Below are 23158 nucleotides of genomic sequence, written 5' to 3' on the forward strand. Positions count from 1 at the left end.
GGCAACCCGCCCGCGGTAAGCGCTGATTAGCCGTACAAATCTAACGGACCGTGCCGCGCAGTCCCGCTACCACTTCCTGCAACTGCGCAGGAGTAGCCGCCTCCACCGCAACCGGCTCGCCGGCCACCAGCACCACCCGCGACCAGATGCGATGGAAGAAGCCTTTATTCGGATCGCGACTGAAGAAACTGCCCCATAACCCCTGCAACGCCATGGGAATCACCGGCACCGCCGTCTCTTCCAGAATGCGCGTCACGCCACCGCGAAACTCATTCATCTCACCATCGGCGGTCAGCTTGCCCTCCGGAAAGATACACACCAACTCCCCTTCTTTCAGGTACTCGGCAATCCGCTTGAAGGCTTGCTCATAGATCTGGATATCTTCGTTGCGCCCGGCAATCGGAATCGCCCCGGCAGTGCGGAAGATGAAGTTGAGCACCGGCAAACGGTAGATCTTGTAGTACATGACAAAACGAATCGGCCGACGCACCGCGCCACCGATCAGCAGCGCATCGACAAACGACACATGATTGCACACCAGCAACGCCGCGCCTTCGTCCGGGATGGCCTGCAGGTTGCGGTGCTCCACGCGGTACATGGAATGGCTGAGCAGCCAGATCATGAAGCGCATGGTGAACTCGGGGACGATTCGGAAGATGTAGGTATTGACCGCGATATTGAGCAGCGACACCACCAGGAACAGCTGCGGAATCGACAGCTTGGCCACGCTCAACAGCAGGATCGACACCAGCGCCGACACCACCATGAACAGCGCATTGAGGATGTTGTTGGCGGCGATCACCCGAGCGCGCTCATGTTCAACCGTGCGCGACTGGATCAACGCATACAGCGGCACGATATAGAAACCGCCGAACACACCCAGGCCGAGAATATCCGCCAGTACCCACCAGGCCTGCCCGTAGCTGAGCACCGCCAGCCAATCGTTGGCCTGGACGTTCTGCGGGAAGCCGCCGGAATGCCACCACAGCAACAGGCCGAATACCGTCAGGCCGAATGATCCGAACGGCACCAGACCGATTTCCACCTTACGGCCGGAGAGCTTTTCGCACAGCATCGAACCCAGGGCGATGCCCACCGAAAACACGGTAAGAATCAGCGTCACCACGGTTTCGTCGCCGTACAGCCACTCCTTGGCATAGGCCGGGATTTGCGTCAGATAGATCGCGCCGACAAACCAGAACCACGAGTTGCCGACAATCGAGCGCGACACCGCCGGCGTCTGCCCCAGGCCCATGCGCAAGGTGGCCCACGATTGGCTGAAGATATTCCAGTTCAGGCACAATTGCGGCGTGGAGGCCGCCGCGCGCGGGATGCTGCGGCTGGCCAGGTAACCCAGCACCGCCACGCCGACAATCGCCACCGACACCACCTTGGCGTAATGGGTGGACGACATCATGATCCCAGCGCCGATAGTGCCCGCCAGGATCGCCAGGAAGGTGCCCATTTCCACCAGGCCGTTACCGCCGACCAATTCGTCGTCGCGCAATGCCTGGGGCATGATCGAATACTTCACCGGGCCGAACAGCGCCGAGTGCGTGCCCATGGCGAACAACGCCAGCAGCATCAATTCCAGGTGGTTGAACAGAAAACCGGTGGCGCCCACGGCCATGATCACGATCTCGGCGATCTTGATCACCCGAATCAGCGCGTCCTTATTGAATTTTTCGCCGAACTGCCCGGCCAGCGCCGAGAACAGGAAGAACGGCAGAATAAACAGCAGCGCGCACAGGTTGACCCAAATGGCGCGATCGCCGTCGATGGCGAGTTTGTAGAGGATCGCCAGGATCAGCGATTGCTTGAAGATGTTGTCGTTGAACGCACCCAACAACTGGGTGATGAAAAACGGCAAAAATCGCCGAGTGCGCAGCAAGGTGAATTGGGAAGGATGGCTCATCGTCGTCCGTGTTCCTGCGTGGCCTGAAGGCTTATCGATTATCAGGCCACGACTTTACCTAATCCTGGTTACTTATTCCCTAATCCTGCAATACACGGTGAAACAAAAAGCTCACCTTTATAGGCCCCCACCACGGTGCGCTTGGTCACGATCAACCACATCCATGCCAACGCCGCCACCAGCACGCTGCCCACTACATTGAAGAACGCCAAGTGCAACACGTTCGCCAGTTTCAGGGTGGTCAAGGCGTACACCCCCAGAGGGAAGGTAAAGCCCCACCAGCCCAGGTTGAAGGGGATTTCGGCGCGCAGGTAACGCAGCGTGATCAACACGGCGATCAGCATCCACCACAAGCCGAAGCCCCACAGCGTAATACCGGCCACCACGCCGAGGCCGTTGGCGATGTCGCCGATGCCTGGCAAGCCGTTGGCGGCGAAGATGGCCGGTGCATCGCCCCCCAGCAGCAACATGCCGAGGGCACCGGTGCCGATGGGGCCTAAGGCCAGCCAGCTGGATGCGGCCATGTTGGCGTGGGGCAGTTTGTGCAAGGCCATGCGCAGCATCAGGATGGTCAGGATGCTGAATGCCACCGGCAGAGAAAACGCCCACAGCACGTAGCTGGTCACCAACATCACCAGTTGCGAATGGGCATCGGCCAGGTGCGGCGCCAACAGCCCACCACTGGCGGCAACCACCTCGGCGGCGACCACGGGCAACAGCCACACGGCGGTCATCTGGTCGATGCTGTGCTCCTGGCGCGTGAACATCATGAACGGGATCAGCACGCCGCAGGCCAAGGCCATAGCCACATCCAGCCACCACAGCACCTCGGCCAACGGCACCACGGCACTGCCCCAGCGCGGCAGACCGAACAGCAGCAAGCCGTTGAGGATCGTGGCCAGGCCCATGGGGATGGTGCCGAAGAACATCGAAACCGTGGAGTGCCCGAAGATCCGTCGCGCTTCATGGAAGAACATCACCCAACGCGCGGCATACAGCCCACTGAACAGCATGAACAAGACGATGGTGAACAGCCACAGCGCTTCGGCCAAAACATGCAGGCCCGGCAGCGCCACCGGCAATTGGGCCAAGGCCAGCGCGAGCACGCCGGTGCCCATGGTCGCGGCGAACCAATTGGGTGTGAACTGGCGAATCACTTCCCGAGGTCGGGTCAGGTGACTGAAAGGTTTATATCTAAGTGTTGTAGAGCAGGTCATCGTGTCAGTCCTCTTCCTCTTATGAGGTTGATTTCATGATAGAACCTGATCACATATCTATATAACGGGTAATTTCTCTAACTGTTATCTATTTAACCGATAAGAATCAGACACTACCTGCACTTTCGATTACCAGGACGCGTGCCGGGCCTTGGGGATGGGCGACATGCTCGGTACCGACGCTGGCATAAAAGATGTCCCCCACCGCCAACTCAGCTACCTGTTCAAAGCCGTTATCGCGGTAGTGCATCAGCACCCGACCGTCGAGCACGACAAATACTTCTTCGCCGTCGTTGACGTGCCAGCGGTACGGTTGATCGGTCCAGTGCAAACGGGTGGTGATGCCGTTCATAGTGGCGATATCCAGCGCCTCCCAGGCACGGCTGCCGGTGAAGTCTTTGCTGCGGATAATCTTCATCGTCGAACCCTTCGGCTGTTGAAGTCGCCGATTATGACCGGATCACCGACTGGATGTCGCGCGGCTCCTGGTGCAGTCCTGGAGCAGCAACGCCATCAAGGCACTGAGGGCCAACACGATCAACGAGGCGCCATAGCCGTCGGTGGTGGCGATCAGGCCGAACGTGCGCGTCAGGGTGCCCGCCAACAACGAGGGTATGCAGAACGCCAAATAGCTCAGGACGTAAAACGCCGACATCAAGCCTGCGCGCTCGTGGGGCTGAGCCAATGGCACGACGCTGCGCACAGCGCCCAGAAACCCGGCGCCGAACCCGCTGCCGGCGATCAGCGTGGCGACGAAGAACAGCGGCAGGCTGGCTGTGTGTACGGCGCCGAGGATCAGCGCCACGCCCAGCGCCAACAGCATGGCGCCCAGACGCAGGACTTTGTCAGCCGCACGGTGGCGCAGGCCGTAAATCATCAGCGCCCCGCTGACGGTCAGCACCGCCACCAATGCACCGCCGATCAGGTTCGATGTCGACCCGGTCGCCGCCCGCACCAGAGAGGGCGCCAGCGATAAATAGAAACCGCCCATGGCCCACACCGCGATATCCACCGGCAATGCAATCCACAATGCGCGGCGCGCCTGGGCAGGCACATGCAACGTAGGCCACAACGACGCTAACGCCCCGGGGATGGGACTGACGGTTTCCGGCAGGCGCCACACAAGCAAGGCTTGTAGCAGCATCGCGCCGAACAGCACCCAGTAAATCAACTGGGTCGGAAATGGCGCGAACTCCACCAGCAGGCTGCAGCCCATCGCTCCGCAGGCCATGCCCAGCAACGGCGCAAGGCTGTTGATCAGTGGGCCCTGTTCGCGATCGGTATCCAGCAGCGCTGCGCCCAGCACTGCGGTGGCCATACCGGTGGCGAAGCCCTGTAATGTGCGCGCGACGATCAGCCAGGCCACACTGCTTTCATTGATAAACAGCAGCATCGCCAGCATCTCAAGGACCAGCGCGGTGAAGATCACCGGCTTGCGCCCCAGGTAATCCGACAGCGAGCCCACGGTCAGCAGCGCCGCTAACAAGCTCAGGGCGTACACACCAAAGATCAGCGTGAGCATGCCTGCGGAAAAGTCCAAGTGCTGCTGATACAGGTGATACAACGGCGTCGGCGCGCTGGAGGCGGCGAGAAACGTCAGCAAGGTGATCGCCAGGAACACCAGGCTGGGGCGATGGGAAGTGAGACTGGACATGGGCACGCTCCGCTAAAGCTAATATTTTGCTTTTGTGCAGTGTGCGACCCGCCGACGCTTAAAGCAAATTCTTTGTGTTAAGGTCGCGTCCATGGTGATTAAAGAAGGCCTTCGCCCGGGAGGCCGCAGTGCCCGGGTACAAGCATCGGTACATTGTGCCGTGCGTGAACTATTGGAAGCCCACGAGCGATCCAGCGTGACTGTGCCGATGATTGCCGCGCGCGCCGGGGTTACGCCGTCGACCATCTACCGACGCTGGGGGGACCTCTCCGCCCTGCTCGCCGATGTGGCCGTGGCACGCATGCGCCCGGACAGCGAGCCGGCCGATACCGGCAGCCTGCGCGGCGACCTGCGAGCCTGGGCCGAGCAGTACCTGGATGAGATGAGTTCGGAGCCGGGGCGCATGATGATGCGCGACGTGCAATGCAGCCCAACGCCAGGCTACTGCGTCAGCATTCTGAGCGGGCAGTTGCAGACAATTGTCGATCGCTACCCCGGCGAAACAGCGCCAAGCGTGGACCGCTTGATCAACCTGCTGGCGGCGCCGACAGTGTTTCGTATTCTGTTCTCGAGCGCGCCGTTGCCAGTTGAAGAACTGCACGAGCTGATCGAGCTGGCACTGAAGTCCTGAAGACCTGATGCAAAACCATAGGTGGGAGAGCGCTTGGCCCTCCCACATTTTCACTGCGTTCGGAGCAGCTTAGGTGCGCATCCCGCGTCCACTGACCAGCAACCGTGCACACCCGATGTAAAGCACCACAGTAGCCACGATCATAAAAGTGATCGCCACGCTGATCTTGATATCCGATACGCCGAGGATGCCGTAACGGAAGGCATTGACCATGTGCAGGACAGGGTTGGCCAACGATACGGTCTGCCAGAACGGCGGCAGCAGGCTGATGGAGTAGAACACCCCGCCCAGGTACGTCAGCGGTGTCAGCACGAAAGTCGGGATGATCGAGATGTCATCGAAATTGCGCGCAAACACCGCGTTGATAAAGCCCAGCAGCGAGAAAATCGTCGCCGTCAGCACCACCACCAGAATCGTCACCCCCAGGTGATGCACCTGCAGATGGGTGAAGAACAGCGACAACAGCGTCACGATCACGCCCACCATCAAACCGCGCAGCACACCGCCCAGGGTGTAACCGATAAGGATGGTGTGGGGCGACACCGGCGACACCATCAGTTCCTCGATGGAGCGCTGAAACTTGCTGCCAAAGAAGCTGGAGACCACGTTGCCGTAGGAGTTGGTGATCACCGACATCATGATCAGGCCCGGCACGATGTACTCCATGTAGGTGAAGCCACCCATGTCGCCGATCTGCCGACCGATCAGGTTCCCGAAGATCACAAAGTACAAGACCATGGTGATTGCCGGCGGCAGCAACGTCTGCGGCCAGATCCGGGTAAAGCGCTTCACTTCGCGATAGACGATGGTCTGCAGGGCGACGAGGTTGGGTTGCAGTTCGGAACTCATACCGCCACCTTCGCCAGATTTTTCTCCACCAGGGACACGAACAACTCCTCAAGGCGATTGGTTTTATTACGCAGGCTCAGCACTTCGATGTTCTGGGTCGCCAATTGGGTGAACAGCGCGGTGATGCCCATGGCTTTGTCCACCTGGACTTCCAGGGTATGGCTATCCACCAGGCGGCAGGGGTAGCCGAGCAGTTGCGGTGCGACGGTCAGATTGTTCTTCAAGTCCAGCAGGAACGTTTCCACATGCAACTGGCTCAGCAGGTTACGCATGCTGGTGTTCTCGACGATGGTGCCGTGGTCGATGATGCCGATATTGCGGCAAAGCTGCTCAGCCTCTTCCAGGTAGTGGGTGGTGAGAATGATGGTGATGCCCTTCTCGTTCAACTCGGTGAGAAAAGTCCACATCGAACGCCGCAGCTCAATGTCCACGCCGGCGGTGGGTTCATCGAGGATCAGCAGGCGCGGCTCATGCACCAAGGCGCGGGCGATCATCAAACGCCGCTTCATGCCGCCGGACAGCGAACGCGAAGGAACGTCGCGCTTGTCCCACAGGCCCAATTGCGTGAGGTACTGCTCGGCGCGTTCCTTGGCGATTTTCGCCGGGATGCCGTAGTAGCCCGCCTGGGTCACGACGATGTCGAAAGTCTTTTCGAACTGGTTGAAGTTGAATTCCTGGGGCACCACACCGATGCAACGCTTGAGCGCCGCCGGGGACTGGTCCAGGTCATTACCGAAAATATTCACCGTGCCGCTGGTTTTGTTGACCAGGGTCGACAAGATGCCGATGGTGGTGGATTTGCCGGCACCGTTGGGGCCGAGCAAGGCGAAGAAGTCACCTTCGGCAACGTCCAGATCGATACCACTCAGGGCCTGGAAACCGTTGCCGTAGGTTTTGGTTAGCTGCCGGATGGACAGAGCGGAACTCATATCGGATTACGCACCAGAGAAGGGAATAGAAAGAGTAGATGAGGGCGCACCGCCCTTAGTTCAACGGCGGCGCAGGACAGGCATGGTGCTTGGCCGCGCCGCACAAGTACAGTCACCCTTATTAATAGTAGGTATTAAGTCAACGCGGTCATGACGGCTTTTCGGTAGGCCGGGCGTTGCTGCAAACGCTGGTACCACGCTTCCAGATGCGGCATGGCCGGCCGTTCGATGGGCATTTCAAACCACGCATAGATAAAGCTGCCCAGGGGAATATCGCCCATGCCGATGGCGTCGCCGGACAGGTAGGGCTGTTCGGCCAGAGCCTTGTCCACCATACCGAGCGCGTCGATGCAGGCGTTGCGCCCGGCATTGATGGCATCCCAGTTGCGTTGCTCCGCGGGGGTGCGCACGATGCCCCAAAACACTGCTTTGAATGGCTCGGCGAGGGTCGAGGTGGTCCAGTCCATCCACTTTTCCGCGTTGGCGCGGGCCTTGAGGTCGGTCGGATACCAGCTCGCCCCGTGCTTGGCGCACAGGTAGCGCACGATAGTATTGGATTCCCACAACACGAAGTCGCCGTCTTCGATCATCGGCACTCGCCCATGGGGGTTCAACGCACGGTACTGCGGCGTGTCGACCACCCCAAAAGCACCGCCCGCATCGATGGCTTCATAGTCCAGGCCGAGTTCCTCGGCGCACCACAGTGCCTTCCTGACATTCGATGAATTTTTACGACCCCAGATTTTCAGCATGACCGCGCCTTAGTGGATGGGTGGACGCAGCAGCATACGCCGGTTCACGAGCGGCTTAAATCCGTCTGCAAGTCGCCGAGCAAGGGAGGCAGCCCATCGTCAAACAGGTGCGGGTAACATTTCTGCAGGTGGGAAAAGAAAAAAGCCTCCGGCACATCGGTAAATTGCCCATGGTCCACCACGTATTCCATCGAGCGCTGGCCTTGGCGATTGAAGGGGTGGAAAACGCTATCGTTGATACCGTCGAACGCCAAGGGCGGCACATCGAAAAGTTCGCACAGCTGGGCATTGAACGCCGGCGTGGCCTTGACCCAGCGACCGTGCAAATACAGTTCGGTGTACCCATGCATGGCGAACACATCACTCTTGAGCAATGCGATCAGGCGTGGGGTCGACAGGTGGTTGCGCACGTCCGCCAGGCCGATGCGCGCGGGGATGCCGCAATACCGGGCGCAGGCGGCGAGCAAAGTGGCCTTGGGCACGCAGTAACTCTCACGGCTGGCCAGGGCGAAACTGGCACTGAGGGTGCGCGGATCGCGACTGAAGGTGTAGGGGTTATAGCGAATAGCCTCACGCACGGCATAGTAAAGACTGACCGCCTGGTCACTTAAATCCGCGCTGGTTCCGCGATGTTTTACCGCGAACTCCACCACCGCAGGGTGGTCACTATCGATGAAGCGGCTGGGACTCAAGTACGCATTCATGATGTTTCATCTCCGAGGCAAGCCTGGAGTTTAACCACAGGCTCACCCCACGGATAACGACGATTCGGCCAAATGTCGGCGCCCGCTGCAGGGGGCTGTCAGCACAACTGGTTACACCCTGACCACCGCGTTTTCTCGGATGCCGACTAAGCTCCTTGGTGGTTTCGCCCTTGGTTTCACGGAGGATTGAATATGCTGTTGTTGTGGATACTGGTTCTGGTGGTCGGCATTGCCTACCTGGCACACCGCCGCACCGCGCCCCTACCCGCCCTGGGTGTGGTCGCCGTTTACCTGCTGGCGATGGGCGCCTGGAGCCACGCACCGGGCTGGTTGTTGGTGATCCTTTGGGTGCTGCTGGTCGTCGTCGCGGCGCCGCTGCTGCTGCCGGACCTGCGTCGCCAATATTTCACCAAGCCGCTGTTCAGCTGGTTCCAGAAAGTCCTGCCGCCGATGTCCGAAACCGAGCGCGACGCCATTGACGCCGGTACGGTGTGGTGGGACGGCGAACTGTTCAGCGGGCGTCCCGACTGGGACAAATTGCTCGCCTACCCCAAGGTGCAGTTGACCGAAGAAGAACAAGCCTTCATCGACGGCCCCACCGAAGAACTCTGTGCGATGGTCAGCGACTGGGAAATCGGCCAGGCCATGGACCTGCCTCCCGCCGCCTGGGAGCACATCAAGACCCACGGTTTCTTCGCCCTGATCATTCCCAAGGAATACGGCGGCAAGGGCTTTTCGGCCTACGCCCACTCACAGGTTGCGATGAAGCTCGCCACCCGCAGCGGTGACCTGGCTTCCACCGTAATGGTGCCCAACTCCCTCGGCCCGGCCGAATTGCTGCTGCATTACGGCACCGACGAACAACGCAACCACTACCTGCCGCGCCTGGCGCGTGGCGACGATATCCCCTGCTTCGCCCTGACCGGTCCGCTGGCCGGTTCCGACGCCGGCGCCATGCCCGATACCGGCGTGATCTGCAAAGGTGAATGGCAAGGCCAGGAGACCATCGGCCTGCGTTTGAACTGGGAAAAACGCTACATCACCCTTGGCCCGGTCGCGACCCTGCTGGGGCTGGCGTTCAAGGCCTACGACCCCGACCACCTGTTGGGCGAGGAAGATGACCTGGGCATCAGCCTGGCCTTGATTCCCACCGACACCCCCGGTGTTGAAATCGGCCGTCGCCATCTGCCGTTGGGCGCGGCCTTTATGAATGGCCCCAACTCCGGCAAGGACGTCTTTATCCCCCTGAGCTACCTGATCGGCGGCCAGGAAATGCTCGGCAAGGGCTGGATGATGCTGATGAACTGCCTGTCGGTAGGCCGTTCGATTTCCCTGCCGGCGGTGGGCACCGGCGCCGCGAAGTTCACCAGCCTGGTGACCGGCCAGTACGCCCAGGTACGTGAACAGTTCAACGTGCCGCTGTCGGCCTTCGAAGGCATTCAGGAAGCCCTGGCCCGTATCGGCGGTAACGCCTGGCTGATGGACAGCGCGCGGATGCTCACCGCCAATGCCGTCGACCAGGGCGAAAAACCTTCGGTGCTGTCGGCGATTCTCAAGTACCACCTCACCGAGCGGGGCCGCGAATGTATCGGCCACGCCATGGACGTGCATGGCGGCAAGGGCATCATCATGGGCCCGAACAACTACCTGGGCCGCAGTTGGCAAGGCGCGCCGATCTTCATCACCGTGGAAGGCGCGAACATCCTGTCGCGCAACCTGATGATCTTTGGCCAGGGTGCCATCCGTTGCCATCCCTTCGTGCTCAAGGAAATGGCGCTGGCCGGGCGTGAAGATAAGGACCAGGCACTCAAGGAATTCGACAGCCTGCTGATGCAGCACATCGGCTTCGCTGTCAGTAATGCTGCCAGCGCGCTGGTGCTGAACCTGGGCATCGGCCACTTCGAGAAAGCGCCGGGCAACCGCCTGAGCCAGGGCTACTTCCGTGCATTGAACCGCCAGGCAGCGGCGTTTGCGCTGCTCGCCGACCTGAGCATGATGTTGCTGGGCGGCGAATTGAAACGTCGCGAACGCCTCTCGGCCCGTCTGGGGGATGTACTGAGCCACATGTACCTGGCATCGGCGGCACTCAAGCGCTACCACGACCTGGATTCGCCAGACCACTTGGAACCCTTGTTCGTCTGGGCCATGGAGGAAAGCCTCGGTGAGTCGGAGCGTGCATTGGATGAACTGCTGAGCAACTTCCCGAACAAGGTGCTTGGCTGCCTGATGCGGGTAATCGTATTCCCCTTCGGGCGTCGCCATACTGGCCCGTCGGATGCGCTGGATGCCGAAGTGGCCGCAGTGATCGGTCGTGCGAAAGGCGACCCGACCCTGGAAGAATTGCTGGCCGGCTGCTATCGCCCGCAATCGGCGGAAGATCCGGTGGGCGCGCTGCAACATGCCTACGATCTGCTGAACGCCAGCCACCCGCTGCAAAAGAAACTGCATACCGCGCTCAAAAGCGGCCAGCTCAAACCGGCTGCCGGCGAGCACGCCATCGACGCGGCACTCAACGCCGGCGTGTTGCAGGCGGCTGAAGCGCAGACACTGCGCGACGCCGAAGCGGCACGCCGCAAGGTGATCGACGTGGATGATTTCAGCAAGGAAGAACTGGCCCAGGCTGAGGGCAAAGTCCGCTGATACGAGCGGTCATATAATTACGGGCGCGTGAGCTATATACTCTCGCGCCCGTTTTTGCTTTGAGGACTTATCTCGTGTCCAACGTCGTTGCCGATCATCTCGTCTTGCTCGACCACCTGCGCAGCATCCTGGTAGCCGTCGGCGAAGCCGAACAGGTGCCCGAGGAAAGTCACGCCCTGTTCCTGGAGCGCTTCGACGAACTGCGCGCCCTGTTGCCCATCGACCCTATCGAAAGCCAGTACCTGGGCCAGGACCTGATGAGTCAGGTCATCCTGCGGTACCCGCAAATTGCCCATCTCGTTCCGCGTGACCTGCTGTGGTTCTTTGGCGGCGACTGCCTGCACTTCATGCCCGATGAAGAACTGGACCTGTACCAGGCCCTGGAAGAACGTCGCTACGAAGCCGAACAGAACGACGAACCGTTCGACTGGAACCAAGAAAAGCAGCTGCTAGCCATGCCGGACGACCAGAGCAAACACTGATCTGCCAGGAGCGAGCCTGCTCGCTCCTAACGTTTTCTCAGCGTCGGCTCCTTGGCCATGCACGCCACCAGGTAATCGATAAATACCCGTAGCTTCGGCGGCAAATAGCGTGTCGGCGAATGCAGCAGCCACGCCTCGCCGTGGTACGACGCAATAAAATCCCACGCCGGCAACACCTGCACCAAGCGCCCCTCCTCCAAGGCATGGCGCGCCGTGAAATACGGCAGGCTGCCAATACCCACATGCTGCAACACCGCATCCAGACGCACGCCGGTATGGTTCGCCGCATAGCGCCCGCGTACCGCAACGGTCACGGCCTTGGTGCCCTGGCGAAACTTCCAGCGTGAATCCGCCGGTGTCTCGCCAAGATAAATGCAGCTGTGCGCCGCCAGATCATGGGGATGGCCCGGCGTACCGTGCTCGGCCAGGTACTGCGGTGTCGCACAGAGCAAATGTTCGATCGGCAACAACTGCCGGCCCACCAGCCCCGGCGGCGGGCTGTCGGTGATGCGGATACTCAGGTCGACGTTGTCGTCGATCAGGTCCACATGGCGATCCTCAAGGATCAGCTGCACATCCACCTGGGGATAGCGTCGCAGGAATTCCGGCATGTGCGGATGCACGACAAACCGCCCTACCGCCTTGGGCACGCTGACCCGCACCAGCCCCTCGGCTTCATGGGTGAACTGGCCACTGATCTCCATCACCGAGCGCGCCGCGTTGACCATCTCCTGGCAGCGCTTGAACACCTCTTCGCCGCCCTCGCTAAGGCGCAGTTTGCGCGTGGTGCGTTGCAGCAAGCGGGTCGCCAGCGCCCGCTCAAGACGCGAAATACCGCGACTCACCGCCGAAGGCGAAACGCTCAGTTGGCGCGCCGCTTCGGAAAAGCTGCCGGCCTCTACCACTTTGACGAACATCGCCATTTCCCCCAGCAGGGGCAACGGAAGATTAATGCTCATGACGCACAGGTCCATTGATAATTGAACGGATTATCACCCATTCGAGCAGTATTTATACTGCCCGTAGAACCCTGATGCGGATGCAGATGATGACCGAACGCCTGTTTTTTACCCACGACCACCTGACCGCCGAGCTTGAAGTGCTGAGTTGCACGCCCCACGACGATCACTTCGCGGTGATCCTGCAATCGACCCTCTTCCACCCCCAAGGCGGCGGGCAGCCTTTCGACACCGGCTGGCTGGGCGACAGCCAAGTGCTGCGTGTCACCCACGAGGCCGACCGCGTGGTGCATTACGTCGACCACCCTGTAGAACCCGGTCCGATCACCGCAAGGGTCGATGAACAGCGCCGCGCCCTGCACTCGCGCCTGCATTCGGCCGGTCACTTGATCGGCAACGTCGGCGAAACCCTCGGCTGGATGCCGATCAAAGCCCACCACTGGCCGGGCGAAGCCAAAGTGACGTTTATCCGAGGCGAAGCGGCGCAAGCCATGCAGGCCGAGGCGATTCAACAGCAGCTCAACGAATGGATCGCCGCCGACTATTCCCGTCATATGGCCGTGGACAATGGCACTCGCGAAGTCGGCTTCGGCGAACTGCCCGCCTATGCCTGCGGCGGTACGCATGTGCAGACATTGAGCGAATTGGGCCAAGTCACCATCCTGGCCCTGTCCGAGAAAAAGGGCGCGCTGTCGGTGCGCTATACCCTGGATTGAGGCGCGTGTTGAGCGTTCACCCCTGACGCCCTCAAATCGCGACCGCCCCTGCCCTCCCCGGCTCCACCGCGAAAGATTTGAGGGTCGACACCGTCGCCGCAGGGTCCTGCGGGTCACTGATGACACGCAGGTGCGTAAGCATCTGCCGCTCCTGCATCTCCACCGAAACGTAGCCGCGCTGGCGGCTGTCGAAAAACTTCACATGGGGGTTCATGGGCAGGATTTTGCTGAAGGCATCGAACGGCGGCCCATCGGACGTCACCGAGGTGCCGACGAATTCGGTGGCGATCACCGGCGAATCCGGGTCATTGCCATCGACGTGCAGATCGTTGGCCCAGAACGAGTGGATATCACCACCCCAGAACACCGGGTTGTTCACCCGGTTGCGCTGAATAGACGCCAGCATCCTTGAACGATTGGCCATGTAGCCATCCCAACCGTCGGTCCAGCGCCCCGGCTTGTGGTTGGTCAGGTCCCGTTGCACCAGCGGCGCCACCAATAAGTCTTGAGCGATCACATTCCACTGCGCCCTGGAGTGGGCAAAGCCCTGATCCAGCCAAGCCTCTTGCTGCCAACCCAGCATCGTGCGGCCAGGATCGCGCAACTCGCTGCACGGGTTAGTCACCACATGCCCCTGATGACTGCCATTGGCCAACACGCAGGGTTGCTCGGAACGGTATTGTCGTCCATCGAGTACATGAAAACGGGCGAGTCGCCCGTAGTCCAGGCGCCGGTAAATGCGCATATCGGCGCCTTTGGGCAGGCTGCTGGCGCGCAGCGGCATATGTTCGTAATACGCCTGATAAGCCGCCGCCCGCTGCTGGAGAAATGGCGCCATCGGGGTTCTCGGGTCCTGGGACCAACGGTTGGCGTAGTCGTTCTGCACTTCGTGGTCGTCCCAGGTCGCCACGCTGGGGGCGGCAGCGTGCAGGGCCTGCAAATCCGGATCAGTTTTATACAGCGCATAGCGGTTGCGGTAATCGCTGAGGCTCACCGCGTTGCCACTGCCATGGGCGCGAAATACCTTGCCTGACTCCGGCGCGTAGGAACTGTCGTAGATATAGTCGCCCAGGAAAAACACCAGGTCCGGCTGCTCGGCGGCCAAGTGGCGATACGCACTGAAATAGCCACGTTCCCAATGGGAGCACGAGACAAATCCCACGCGCGCAGAGGTCATTGCCTGCAACGGTGGCGCGGTACGTGATTGCCCCACCGGGCTCTGCGCGCCCAGCCCTTCAAACTGATACCAATACGGCCGCCCCGCCTGCAGCCCAGCCACCTCCACATGCACCGAATGCGCCCAGCGCTCGCTGGCCATGACCTCCCCCTGGCGCACGATGCGGGTCATCGCCGCATCGCTGGCCACCCGCCAACGCACCGGCACCCCGCGGCTCAAGCCACCGCACCCGTCTACGGCATTGAACAGCGGCGCCAGCCGCGTCCAGATCACAAAGCCATCCGGCAGCGGATCCCCAGAGGCCACACCGAGGGTGAACGGATAGTCCACCCCGGCACTGCGGGCGAACGGACTGAGGATCGAAAACGTGGTGGCCACCGCCAGCCCGGCCAGCACCCGACGTCGCCCCTGATCGACCGGGCCGTTCATATGCGGTGCTCCCACTCAGAACGCAGGGCGGCGAACACCAGCATGTCTTCATGCACACCGTTCTTAAGAAACGCCCCGCGCAGGCACCCCTCGTAGTGCAGACCGATTTTTTCCATGACCCGCGCCGATTCTTTATTACGGCTGAAGCACTGACTGCCCACGCGGTGCAGCCCCAACGCCTCGAACCCATGGACCATCAAGGCAGTGGCGGCCTCAGCCGCAAACCCTTGGTTGCGCTCAGACGCCGCCACCCAGCCGCCCAAGTGCCCATACCCGTGTGCCGCGTTGATGCGCAGACTGACGACGCCGATCAATTCATCATCGTCGCGTCGGTGCATACCCAGGCTCAGCAACCCCGTGGCGCGAAACTTTTCCTGCATCCCCTCGATAAAATCCTGCGCGGTTTGCAGCGTGTAGGGCGACGGAATGCTGGCAGTGTTATCGGCGATCTTCGGCCCGTTGGCCAAGGCGCATAACCGCTCGGCCTGGTGGGGTTCCAGTGCGTGCAGCAGCAGGCGCGGGGTCGACAGATACGGCAATTGGCAACTCATTCCTAAGGGCCCTCAATGTAAATTTTTTGAGAATGCGCGCCTTGGATTTCAATTCTGTTACGCCGGAGAAATGACCCTAGAGTCTTCTGTAAGACCCGTCCTAGAGCCCTCAAAACGTCAATTAAAGTTAACCAATCGGTCATTTTTGCTTGTTAGCGTGTCGCCCCTAATTCAATAACGGGGTAAGGGAATGAGAACCTGGGACGAACCGAAAAAACGCAAGGCGCACATCGAATTGATCCCGATGATCGACGTGATGATGTTCCTTCTGGTGTTTTTCGTACTCGTGAGCCTGAACGTGATTCCGGCCCTCGGCATGAAGACGCAACTGCCCAGCGCCAGCAGCTCGCAGCAGCTCAAGCCGCAGAACAAATTCATCCTGACCCTGGGCGTGGAAGGCCAGTTGCAACTCGACGGCAAGGACCTCACCGTCGACGCCCTGGTACCTGCGCTCAAAGCCGCAGAGAAGCCCGATACCAAGTCGACGATCATCGTCAACAGCGACAAGGGCGTGGAGGTTTCGCGCCTGGTGGAAGTGATGGACACCCTGCGCCTGGGTGGCTTCACCTCCGTGTCCATTGCCACGCGTAAGTCCTGACCATGTACGTTCTGTTTCGTGTGCGCCAACTGCTGGGCAGTGTCCCGGCCGTGATCGCCCTGGTGCTGATTGCCATGGGGATCCAGTCCCAGACATTGAAGGTCGAGCCGGTGTATGACGAGTCGGCGGTCGAGCTCGCCTTGGTCGATCCGGAGCCAGAGCCGCCAGTCATCCCGGAACCGGTGGTTGAGCCGCCACCACCAGTGATCGAGGAAGCCGACGCCGAGCCGGCGCCGCCGCCTCCACCGCCTAAACCGTTGCCAAAACCCGAACCCAAGCCCAAGCCCAAACCGCTGCCCAAACCGGTAGTGGCGAAAGCCGCGCCTACTCCGCCCCCGGTTGCCGCCGCCAAACCGGTACCAGCCGTAACCGCCCCAGCGGCACCTGTGCCGGCACCGCCCGCGCCGCCGAAAATCGACGGCCAAGCCTTGGAGGGTGGCTATCTCAAGGGCCTGCGCAACGAGTTGGACACGTACAAGCAGTATCCCACCGGCCGCCAGGCATCCCTCGAACGCCCGAGCGGCGAGGTGGTGGTGTGGTTGTTGGTGGATCGCCAGGGCCGCGTGCTGGATTCCGGCCTACAGACCCAGGCGTCGAGCATGTTGCTCAACCGGGCCGCCACCAACAGCTTGCGTCGTATCAAGCAAGTCAAGCCGTTCCCCGAGCAAGCCTTCGGGGGGCGCAATGAGCAGCGCTTCACCGCCACTTTCCACTACAGCGTGCAATAAGCACCCGACACCAGGACGACATTGATGAGGTTCACACGGATTCATCTGGCACTCGTTGCCGCGAGCATGGGGCATGGCATGGTCATGGCCGACACCAACGACAGCGATGTCGGCACCATTGGCGTGCAAGGCAAGGCCACGGCGGGTGGCGGCTACATGGTGCAGGAAGAAAGCATCAAGGGCCGCTCCACGGTGACCAAGGAAGCGCTGGATAAACAGACCGCCACCGGCAACGCCGTGGACAAGCTCAAATACACCCCGGGCCTGAACATCTCCAGCGAAGACAACACCGGGCTGTCGGGCTTTCGCTTCACCATGCGCGGCCTCAACTCCGACCAGGTGGGAATGTCGGTGGATGGCATGCCGATCAACGACTCGGGCAACTATGCGCTGTATTCCAACCTGCTGGGCGACCCGGAAAACATCGAGCAGATCTTCGTCACCCAGGGCTCGGCAGAGGCCGACGGCCCGCACATCGGCTCCAGCGGCGGCAACATCGGTATCGTGACCGTTCGCCCGACCAAGGAAACCGGCGCATTCGTCAAACAGATCGTGGGCAGCAACGCCACGCGCAAGACCTTCGCGCGGCTAAATACCGGAGAGATCAACGGCCTGAGCAACTGGCTGTCGGCTTCGCATACCGAAGGGGACATGTGGCGTGGTTCCGGCGCCGTGCGCGCGGATAAAGTCGAGTGGAACAGCTTTTTCGACGCCGGCGATGGCAACACCGCCAACCTGATCCTCAAGTACCACGAGCAGGACAACAACAGTTACAGCCAGTTGACCAAGAGCCAGTTCCAACAGAACGGCCGCAAGTTCGACCCCTACCCCGCCACCCCGTCGGTGGGCAGCAACGGCAAGGTCAACAGCTACTACGCCCTGGCACAGAACCCGTTCCAGACTTTTACCGGCGTGCTCAACACCCAATTCAAACTGGCCGACAACCTGGCCCTGTCGGTGATCCCGTATTACTACTGGGGCAACGGCAGCGGGGTCGGTTCGTCCAGCTATGCACTCAACCGCGGCTCCAACGTCGGTGGGGTGTTCGACCTGAGCAATTTGCCGACCGCCGCGCAGTACAACGCCGATGGCTCGTCCACCACCGGCGTTTACTACCGCCCTTCGCGCACGCAGACCTGGCGCCCCGGCATCACTACCAAGCTGAACTGGGACCTGGAAGAGCACAGCCTGCAATTCGGTTATTGGTATGAGCGCGCGCGCCAAAGCCAGACCCAGCCGTTCATTGCCCTGAAAAACAGCGGCAAGCCCAGCGACACCTGGCCGGATGGCGATGCCGTGGTCGATGCCAACGGCAACACCGTACAGGGTCGCGACCGCTTTACCGTGACCCCGGCGCAGAAGGTCTGGGCCCAGGACACCTGGTACATCAACCCGGACTGGACCCTGGTGGCCGGCCTTGCCTACATGAACGTCAAGCGTGACGGTACCAACCACGGCAGCCTCACCGAGCAAGCCGAAAAACGTAACCAGACCTACAACAAACTGCTGCCCAACGCCGGCCTCAAATACCAGTTGGATGAGCGGGACCAGTTGTTCTATAGCCTCTCGCGCAACATGCGCATCCCGCAGAACTACGTGCTGTACGACAAGGGCGCCGGCTCCATCGACGCCAAGCCGGAAACCAGTTGGAACCACGAGCTGGGCTGGCGCTACACCGATGAAGACATGACCGTGGCCGCCACGCTGTTCTACATGCAGTTCAAGGATCGCCAGGTCTCCTCCAAGGACATCAACGGCGACTTCGCCGATATCAACGCCGGCTCCGTCAACAACAGTGGCCTGGAACTGGAATGGAGCGGCCTGCTGCCTCACCACTTCAACTACTACACCTCCTACACCTACACCAAGGCCGAGCAGCAAGACGACCTCACCGTCTATAACGCCGGCAAAGCCATCCTGTTGCCCACCAGCGGCAAGCAGTTCGCCAACGTGCCGAAGAACATGCTGGCAGCCAACATCGGTTATGACGATGGCCGCTACTACGGCACCTTCGGCGGCAAATACACCAGCAAGCTCTATGGCGACCTGACCAACGACGAAGCCATCTCCGGCCGCACCGTATTCAACGCCGGTGCCGGTATCTACCTGCCGGTGGACAAGAAAGTGGTGAAGGACGCGACCCTGCGCCTGAACGTCGACAACCTGTTCGACAAGAAGTACCTGGACGGCGTCTACACCACCAAGACCAACTCCGCCAGCTACAGCGGTTTCCGCGACGGCGACCCGGCGTACATCGTAGGCCTGGAACGTACCGTGACGGTTTCCCTGGAAGCCAATTTCTAACTTGCGAGGTCAGTGAACATGGACATGAATTTGCTCCACGACATCACCTTCTATGTGATGTACGCCGCGATGGCGATTGCCATCTTTATCACCATCGAGCGCGGCATCTACTTCGCCTATGTGCGCCGCCAGGCCCGCGCCCTTAAGGAAGTGCTGGGCGCCAATGTGCACAGCGAACGCGACTTGCCTCAGGAGTTGGCCCGTCGCCATAGCCTGCCGTTGGATATGGTCTTGCCAGTACTGACACAAAAAGCCTCCCACGGCTCGCGCAAAGACCTGGATGACGTAATCGAAACCCAGTACCTGAGCACTCGCGCACCGTTGGCCCGCAGCCTGTGGATCATCGAAACCATCACCACCGCCGCGCCTTTGTTGGGCTTGCTGGGCACCATCCTCGGCATTATCGACACCTTCAAGGCGTTGGCCACGGCGGGGGTGTCGGACCCTGGGCAGATTTCCGGCGGCATCGGTACGGCGTTGTTCGCCACGGGCTTGGGGATTGCCATCGCGCTGTTCTGCGTGGTGTTTCATAACTTCTTCCAAGACAGCCTGGAGCGCATCAACGATCAGTTGAAAATCCTGCTGATCCGCGCCGCCAGCGGCGCCCGCGTGCAGAGCGAAACGCCACACCTGGTGCCGACACCGTTGCACAGCCGCACCGCATAACCGTTTGCGCGGGCGCGCAATGCGCCCGCTTCTATTTAAAAGAGAGCCTTATGTCCGCCTCCTTGAAAATGCGTATCGCAGGCCTTGCCGGCTTGCTCCTCAGTCCGCTTGCCCAGGCGGATTTTTCAATTCCAGGATTTGAATTGGTACACACCGTACCAGTGGACACTGCCCTCGGCACCGCCGATCTACGTCAGCCGGGCCCGGTCTGGATCGAACTGTTCGACGGGGCGAAAAACACCATTGATATCGGCCAGTTCTACGCGGCCGATCATCCTGGGTCGGTCATGGACAAGGTCATCGACCACCTGGAAGCCGCTGGCAAGCGCGGTGTGAAGATTCGCTTTTTGATGGAAGAAAAAGGCATCAAGTTATCGGAGGGTTCAACCCTGGAACGCTTGCGTGCGATCCCCAACCTGACCTTTCGCGTGTTGCCCTACGGGCAAGTCAGCGGCGGCATCATCCACGCCAAATACATGATTGTGGACGCTCGGCAGGCATTTGTCGGCAGCCAGAATTTCGACTGGCGTTCCCTGGAACATATCCATGAAACAGGGTTGCGCATCAGCGATGCCAAGGTGGTGGGCCAGGTGCAGGCGATTTTCGATCAGGACTGGCAAGCCCAGCAGGCGCTGGCCGAGCACCGGCCGGTGCCATTGCCGGCGACCGGCCAGGCGCCTGCACGCACCGGCAATTACTTGGTGGCCAGCCCGCAGCGTTACAACCCGCCGGGGGTGGGCGACTCACAGCTGGAATTGCCACGCTTGTTGGCGGAAGCGAAGAAAGAAGTCCGCGTGCAATTGCTCGACTACGCACCGCTGTCCTATGGGCCGGACAATACGCGCCCTTACTATGCAGTGATCGACAATGCCGTGCGGGCCGCGGCCGCGCGCGGTGTGTCGATCAAGCTGATGGTGTCCAACTGGAACACCGACAAACTGGAACTGCCTTACCTCAAGAGTCTGGCCGTGCTGCCCAATGTGCAGATCAAGATCGTCACCCTGCCCGAGGCCAAACAGGGGTTTATCCCCTACGCGCGGGTGATTCACAGCAAGACCATGGAGATCGATGGTCAGCTCGCGTGGGTGGGCACCAGTAATTGGCTGGGCGGCTATCTGGATAATTCGCGCAACCTGGAGGTGGTGATGCGCAGCGAAACCATGGCCAAGCGTGTCGGGGATTTGCACCGACAGTTGTGGGACGGCCCCTACGCTAGAGCCCTGAACGTGACCGATGAGTATCCAGCGCCCCACCCTGGCCAGCATTGACCCGATACACCTGAGTGGTGGTAGTGTGTAGAAATGTTTCTGACAGTTTGATCAGAAACGTCCTACTCACAACTGGCAAAGGAATGCGACTTTCCATGCACTTTCCACTCAAGCAATTGGTGGCTGCGAGCCTGTTCGCGGCCACGCTAACGGCAGTCAGCACCCCGGCATTCGCCAATATCACCGCCGAGCAAAGCACGGCGATTCTCAAGCACTTCGGCGAAACGCCGGTCAGCGATTTCCGCGGTTTCCTGGCCACCCTGAGCAAGGGCGATCTGGGCAAGACCGCCGATGTGGGCCCGGCGATCAACGCCTTTCTCGACAACAAAACCCTGAGCGCCGAGCAGCAGAACGAAATCAACCGTTTGCTGGGCATTTACACGCGGATCAAATACGGCAAGGCCGCTCTGGAGACGCTGCGGGAACTGGTGGAAATTCCGACCTTCAACGTAGACGGCGTACCACAGTACCAGAACCCGGAATTCCTCAAGATCGCCGACAAGATCCAGGCCCTGGCCAAAGCTTTCAACCTGAACTTCCGTAACATCGACAACCGCGTGTACGAAATTTCCCTGGAAGGCAGCGGCGATGAAGTGGTCGGCATCCATGCCCACGCCGATGTGGTGCCGGTGACCCCGGAAAATTGGGTGCTGAAGGACGGCACCAAGCTCGACCCGTTCAAAGTCACACTGATCGGCGATCGCATGTACGGCCGCGGCACCGAAGATGACAAAAACGGCATCGTGGTGGCGATGTATGCCATGAAGGTGATCAAGGAAGAGAAGCTGCCGCTGGCGCGCCAGTTCAAGCTGCTGGTGGACACCACCGAGGAAACTTCCGGCGACGCCATCCCGTATTACTTCGAACACAACCCGACCCCGCAGTACAACCTGGCACTGGATGGCGGTTACCCGGTGGTGATTGCCGAGAAAGGCTACGGCACGGTCATGGCCACGTTCCCGCGTCGCAAAGGTGACGGCAGCGGCGCGGAAATCGTGGCGATGACCGGCGGCATGGCCACCAACCAGATTCCATCGGCATCGGTTGCCACGTTTGTCACCGATCAGCCGGCCGAACTGGCGGCTAGCCTGCAAAAGGCCGGCGCGGAATATGCCAAGCGCAACGGTGGTGATTTCGAAGTGGTCGCCAAGGTTGAGGGCAAGGATGTGAAACTAACCGTCACTGGCGTGTCGGCGCACTCGTCCGAGCCGGAGTCGGGTATCAACCCGGTGGCGCGCATGCTGGAGTTGATCCACAGCGTCGACGGCAAGATTGCCCTCAAGCACAACCACATCACCGATGCCGCGCGTTATGCGTCGGACAATTGGGGCCTGGATTACCTGGGCGGCAAGTTGGGCGTGGGTTTTGCCGACGACTTTATGGGCCCGCTGACCACCTCGCTGACGTTCGTCGGCCAGGACGACAAAGCCTTTAAGCTGGCGGTGAACCTGCGCGTGCCGAAGGGCAAGTCGCCGGAAACGCTCAAAAAACAAATCGCCGACAAACTCAGCGCCTGGGACAAACACAGCAAAGTGGCGGTGGACTTCACCTATTCGATTGCCGAGCCGATGTACCGCAACCCGGAAGGCGAATGGGTCAAAGCGTTGCTGGCGGTCGCCACTGAAAACCTGGGCATGGAACATAAATTCGGCACCTCGGCCGGCGCCACCTCGGTGCATGAACTGCCCAACGGCGTGCAATTCGGCCTGGCTCGCCCGGAAGTGAAGTACACCGGGCATACCGACAATGAGTTTAAGACGGTCGATCAGTTCTTGCTGGACTTGCAGATCGTCACTGAAATGATGGGGCGCGTCGGGCAGTTGCCGAAGCTGTAATAGTAAAAAGCCCGCCGTGTTGGCGGGCTTCTCCAGCTTGATAAAAATCAAGCGCACACAAAAACGCCGATCATCGCTGATCGGCGTTTTCATTGAATATGGAGCGGGAAACGAGACTCGAACTCGCGACCCCGACCTTGGCAAGGTCGTGCTC

Annotated in this window: 21 protein-coding genes; 10 read left to right on the plus strand and 11 right to left on the minus strand. The window is 60.5% G+C overall.

All coding sequences use genetic code 11. From position 1 onward, the window contains the following. Positions 1–40: 40 nt before the first annotated feature. The 4 genes from QRN41_RS23925 to QRN41_RS23940 all read right to left on the minus strand — a co-directional run bounded on the left by QRN41_RS23925 (position 41) and on the right by QRN41_RS23940 (position 4786). Complete coding sequence (locus tag QRN41_RS23925) at positions 41–1915, minus strand: MFS transporter (protein WP_167418345.1); 1875 nt, start codon at positions 1913–1915, stop codon at positions 41–43. 68 nt (positions 1916–1983) lie between these two features. After that, positions 1984–3132: a TDT family transporter gene (locus tag QRN41_RS23930; protein WP_167418344.1), complete on the minus strand. Its 1149-nt coding sequence runs from the start codon at positions 3130–3132 to the stop codon at positions 1984–1986. 106 nt (positions 3133–3238) lie between these two features. Then, complete coding sequence (locus QRN41_RS23935; protein WP_094066252.1) at positions 3239–3550, minus strand: cupin domain-containing protein; 312 nt, start codon at positions 3548–3550, stop codon at positions 3239–3241. A 42-nt stretch (positions 3551–3592) separates the two neighbouring features. Beyond that, a complete protein-coding gene (locus QRN41_RS23940) occupies positions 3593–4786 on the minus strand; it encodes an MFS transporter (protein WP_167418343.1) in 1194 nt (397 codons plus the stop codon). Between the two features lie 91 nt (positions 4787–4877). On the opposite strand from QRN41_RS23940, the gene QRN41_RS23945 reads away from it, so the two are divergent. Continuing rightward, on the plus strand, positions 4878–5417 hold the full coding sequence (locus QRN41_RS23945) for a TetR/AcrR family transcriptional regulator (protein ID WP_094066250.1): 540 nt from the start codon (positions 4878–4880) through the stop codon (positions 5415–5417). Between the two features lie 69 nt (positions 5418–5486). On the opposite strand, the gene QRN41_RS23950 is transcribed toward QRN41_RS23945, so the two are convergent. The 4 genes from QRN41_RS23950 to QRN41_RS23965 all read right to left on the minus strand — a co-directional run bounded on the left by QRN41_RS23950 (position 5487) and on the right by QRN41_RS23965 (position 8651). Next, positions 5487–6266: an ABC transporter permease gene (locus QRN41_RS23950; RefSeq protein WP_034096712.1), complete on the minus strand. Its 780-nt coding sequence runs from the start codon at positions 6264–6266 to the stop codon at positions 5487–5489. Continuing rightward, positions 6263–7195, minus strand: coding sequence for an ABC transporter ATP-binding protein (locus QRN41_RS23955; RefSeq protein ID WP_034137625.1), 933 nt, complete (start codon positions 7193–7195; stop codon positions 6263–6265). Before QRN41_RS23955 ends, QRN41_RS23950 begins: the two co-directional genes overlap by 4 nt. A 134-nt stretch (positions 7196–7329) precedes the next feature. Next, positions 7330–7947 (minus strand): glutathione S-transferase, encoded by a 618-nt coding sequence (locus QRN41_RS23960; protein ID WP_167418342.1) that lies wholly within the window; start codon positions 7945–7947, stop codon positions 7330–7332. A gap of 44 nt (positions 7948–7991) precedes the next feature. Beyond that, complete coding sequence (locus QRN41_RS23965; RefSeq protein ID WP_167418341.1) at positions 7992–8651, minus strand: transglutaminase-like domain-containing protein; 660 nt, start codon at positions 8649–8651, stop codon at positions 7992–7994. Positions 8652–8843: 192 nt separating this feature from the next. Here QRN41_RS23965 and QRN41_RS23970 point away from each other — a divergent pair, with 192 nt between their 5' ends. Both QRN41_RS23970 and QRN41_RS23975 read left to right on the plus strand, forming a co-directional pair. Next, positions 8844–11291 carry an acyl-CoA dehydrogenase gene (locus QRN41_RS23970; protein ID WP_167418340.1) on the plus strand — a complete coding sequence of 816 codons (2448 nt, stop codon included), beginning with the start codon at positions 8844–8846 and terminating at the stop codon, positions 11289–11291. 74 nt (positions 11292–11365) lie between these two features. Further along, positions 11366–11773, plus strand: coding sequence for a PA2817 family protein (locus QRN41_RS23975; RefSeq protein WP_034096707.1), 408 nt, complete (start codon positions 11366–11368; stop codon positions 11771–11773). A 26-nt stretch (positions 11774–11799) separates the two neighbouring features. On the opposite strand, the gene QRN41_RS23980 is transcribed toward QRN41_RS23975, so the two are convergent. Then, positions 11800–12732 (minus strand): LysR family transcriptional regulator, encoded by a 933-nt coding sequence (locus QRN41_RS23980; protein ID WP_167418339.1) that lies wholly within the window; start codon positions 12730–12732, stop codon positions 11800–11802. 89 nt (positions 12733–12821) lie between these two features. Between QRN41_RS23980 and QRN41_RS23985 the strand changes: the two genes are divergently transcribed. Then, a complete protein-coding gene (locus QRN41_RS23985) occupies positions 12822–13448 on the plus strand; it encodes an alanyl-tRNA editing protein (protein ID WP_167418338.1) in 627 nt (208 codons plus the stop codon). Positions 13449–13479: 31 nt separating this feature from the next. Here QRN41_RS23985 and QRN41_RS23990 read toward each other — a convergent pair whose 3' ends face one another. Both QRN41_RS23990 and QRN41_RS23995 read right to left on the minus strand, forming a co-directional pair. Beyond that, positions 13480–15054: an alkaline phosphatase D family protein gene (locus QRN41_RS23990; RefSeq protein WP_285422199.1), complete on the minus strand. Its 1575-nt coding sequence runs from the start codon at positions 15052–15054 to the stop codon at positions 13480–13482. Next, positions 15051–15605, minus strand: a complete 555-nt coding sequence (locus QRN41_RS23995; protein WP_167418336.1) for a GNAT family N-acetyltransferase — start codon at positions 15603–15605, stop codon at positions 15051–15053. The genes QRN41_RS23990 and QRN41_RS23995 overlap by 4 nt, the downstream gene beginning before the upstream one ends. A 190-nt stretch (positions 15606–15795) precedes the next feature. Between QRN41_RS23995 and QRN41_RS24000 the strand changes: the two genes are divergently transcribed. From QRN41_RS24000 to QRN41_RS24025, 6 genes are all read left to right on the plus strand, one after another. Beyond that, the gene (locus QRN41_RS24000) at positions 15796–16203 is read left to right on the plus strand and encodes an ExbD/TolR family protein (protein ID WP_034096703.1); all 408 of its coding nucleotides are present in this window, start codon (positions 15796–15798) and stop codon (positions 16201–16203) included. Between the two features lie 2 nt (positions 16204–16205). After that, the gene (locus QRN41_RS24005) at positions 16206–16931 is read left to right on the plus strand and encodes an energy transducer TonB family protein (protein ID WP_167418335.1); all 726 of its coding nucleotides are present in this window, start codon (positions 16206–16208) and stop codon (positions 16929–16931) included. Positions 16932–16955: 24 nt separating this feature from the next. Then, a complete protein-coding gene (locus QRN41_RS24010) occupies positions 16956–19235 on the plus strand; it encodes a TonB-dependent receptor (protein WP_167418334.1) in 2280 nt (759 codons plus the stop codon). Positions 19236–19253: 18 nt separating this feature from the next. After that, positions 19254–19901: a MotA/TolQ/ExbB proton channel family protein gene (locus tag QRN41_RS24015; RefSeq protein WP_167418333.1), complete on the plus strand. Its 648-nt coding sequence runs from the start codon at positions 19254–19256 to the stop codon at positions 19899–19901. Positions 19902–19951: 50 nt separating this feature from the next. Next, positions 19952–21169, plus strand: a complete 1218-nt coding sequence (locus tag QRN41_RS24020; protein ID WP_167418332.1) for a phospholipase D-like domain-containing protein — start codon at positions 19952–19954, stop codon at positions 21167–21169. 95 nt (positions 21170–21264) lie between these two features. Further along, positions 21265–23004 (plus strand): dipeptidase, encoded by a 1740-nt coding sequence (locus QRN41_RS24025; RefSeq protein WP_167418331.1) that lies wholly within the window; start codon positions 21265–21267, stop codon positions 23002–23004. Positions 23005–23158 lie beyond the last annotated feature (154 nt).

It is taken from the genome of Pseudomonas sp. efr-133-TYG-23, from assembly GCF_030209215.1.
Lineage (GTDB): Bacteria > Pseudomonadota > Gammaproteobacteria > Pseudomonadales > Pseudomonadaceae > Aquipseudomonas > Aquipseudomonas rhodesiae.

Coding starts and splice junctions, on each gene's coding strand:
- QRN41_RS23925 (WP_167418345.1), bottom strand. CDS start 1,915: ATGAGCCATCCTTCCCAATTCACCTTGCTGCGCACTCGGCGATTTTTG.
- QRN41_RS23930 (WP_167418344.1), bottom strand. CDS start 3,132: ATGACCTGCTCTACAACACTTAGATATAAACCTTTCAGTCACCTGACC.
- QRN41_RS23935 (WP_094066252.1), bottom strand. CDS start 3,550: ATGAAGATTATCCGCAGCAAAGACTTCACCGGCAGCCGTGCCTGGGAG.
- QRN41_RS23940 (WP_167418343.1), bottom strand. CDS start 4,786: ATGTCCAGTCTCACTTCCCATCGCCCCAGCCTGGTGTTCCTGGCGATC.
- QRN41_RS23945 (WP_094066250.1), top strand. CDS start 4,878: ATGGTGATTAAAGAAGGCCTTCGCCCGGGAGGCCGCAGTGCCCGGGTA.
- QRN41_RS23950 (WP_034096712.1), bottom strand. CDS start 6,266: ATGAGTTCCGAACTGCAACCCAACCTCGTCGCCCTGCAGACCATCGTC.
- QRN41_RS23955 (WP_034137625.1), bottom strand. CDS start 7,195: ATGAGTTCCGCTCTGTCCATCCGGCAGCTAACCAAAACCTACGGCAAC.
- QRN41_RS23960 (WP_167418342.1), bottom strand. CDS start 7,947: ATGCTGAAAATCTGGGGTCGTAAAAATTCATCGAATGTCAGGAAGGCA.
- QRN41_RS23965 (WP_167418341.1), bottom strand. CDS start 8,651: ATGAATGCGTACTTGAGTCCCAGCCGCTTCATCGATAGTGACCACCCT.
- QRN41_RS23970 (WP_167418340.1), top strand. CDS start 8,844: ATGCTGTTGTTGTGGATACTGGTTCTGGTGGTCGGCATTGCCTACCTG.
- QRN41_RS23980 (WP_167418339.1), bottom strand. CDS start 12,732: ATGAGCATTAATCTTCCGTTGCCCCTGCTGGGGGAAATGGCGATGTTC.
- QRN41_RS23985 (WP_167418338.1), top strand. CDS start 12,822: ATGACCGAACGCCTGTTTTTTACCCACGACCACCTGACCGCCGAGCTT.
- QRN41_RS23990 (WP_285422199.1), bottom strand. CDS start 15,054: ATGAACGGCCCGGTCGATCAGGGGCGACGTCGGGTGCTGGCCGGGCTG.
- QRN41_RS23995 (WP_167418336.1), bottom strand. CDS start 15,605: ATGAGTTGCCAATTGCCGTATCTGTCGACCCCGCGCCTGCTGCTGCAC.
- QRN41_RS24000 (WP_034096703.1), top strand. CDS start 15,796: ATGAGAACCTGGGACGAACCGAAAAAACGCAAGGCGCACATCGAATTG.
- QRN41_RS24005 (WP_167418335.1), top strand. CDS start 16,206: ATGTACGTTCTGTTTCGTGTGCGCCAACTGCTGGGCAGTGTCCCGGCC.
- QRN41_RS24010 (WP_167418334.1), top strand. CDS start 16,956: ATGAGGTTCACACGGATTCATCTGGCACTCGTTGCCGCGAGCATGGGG.
- QRN41_RS24015 (WP_167418333.1), top strand. CDS start 19,254: ATGGACATGAATTTGCTCCACGACATCACCTTCTATGTGATGTACGCC.
- QRN41_RS24020 (WP_167418332.1), top strand. CDS start 19,952: ATGTCCGCCTCCTTGAAAATGCGTATCGCAGGCCTTGCCGGCTTGCTC.
- QRN41_RS24025 (WP_167418331.1), top strand. CDS start 21,265: ATGCACTTTCCACTCAAGCAATTGGTGGCTGCGAGCCTGTTCGCGGCC.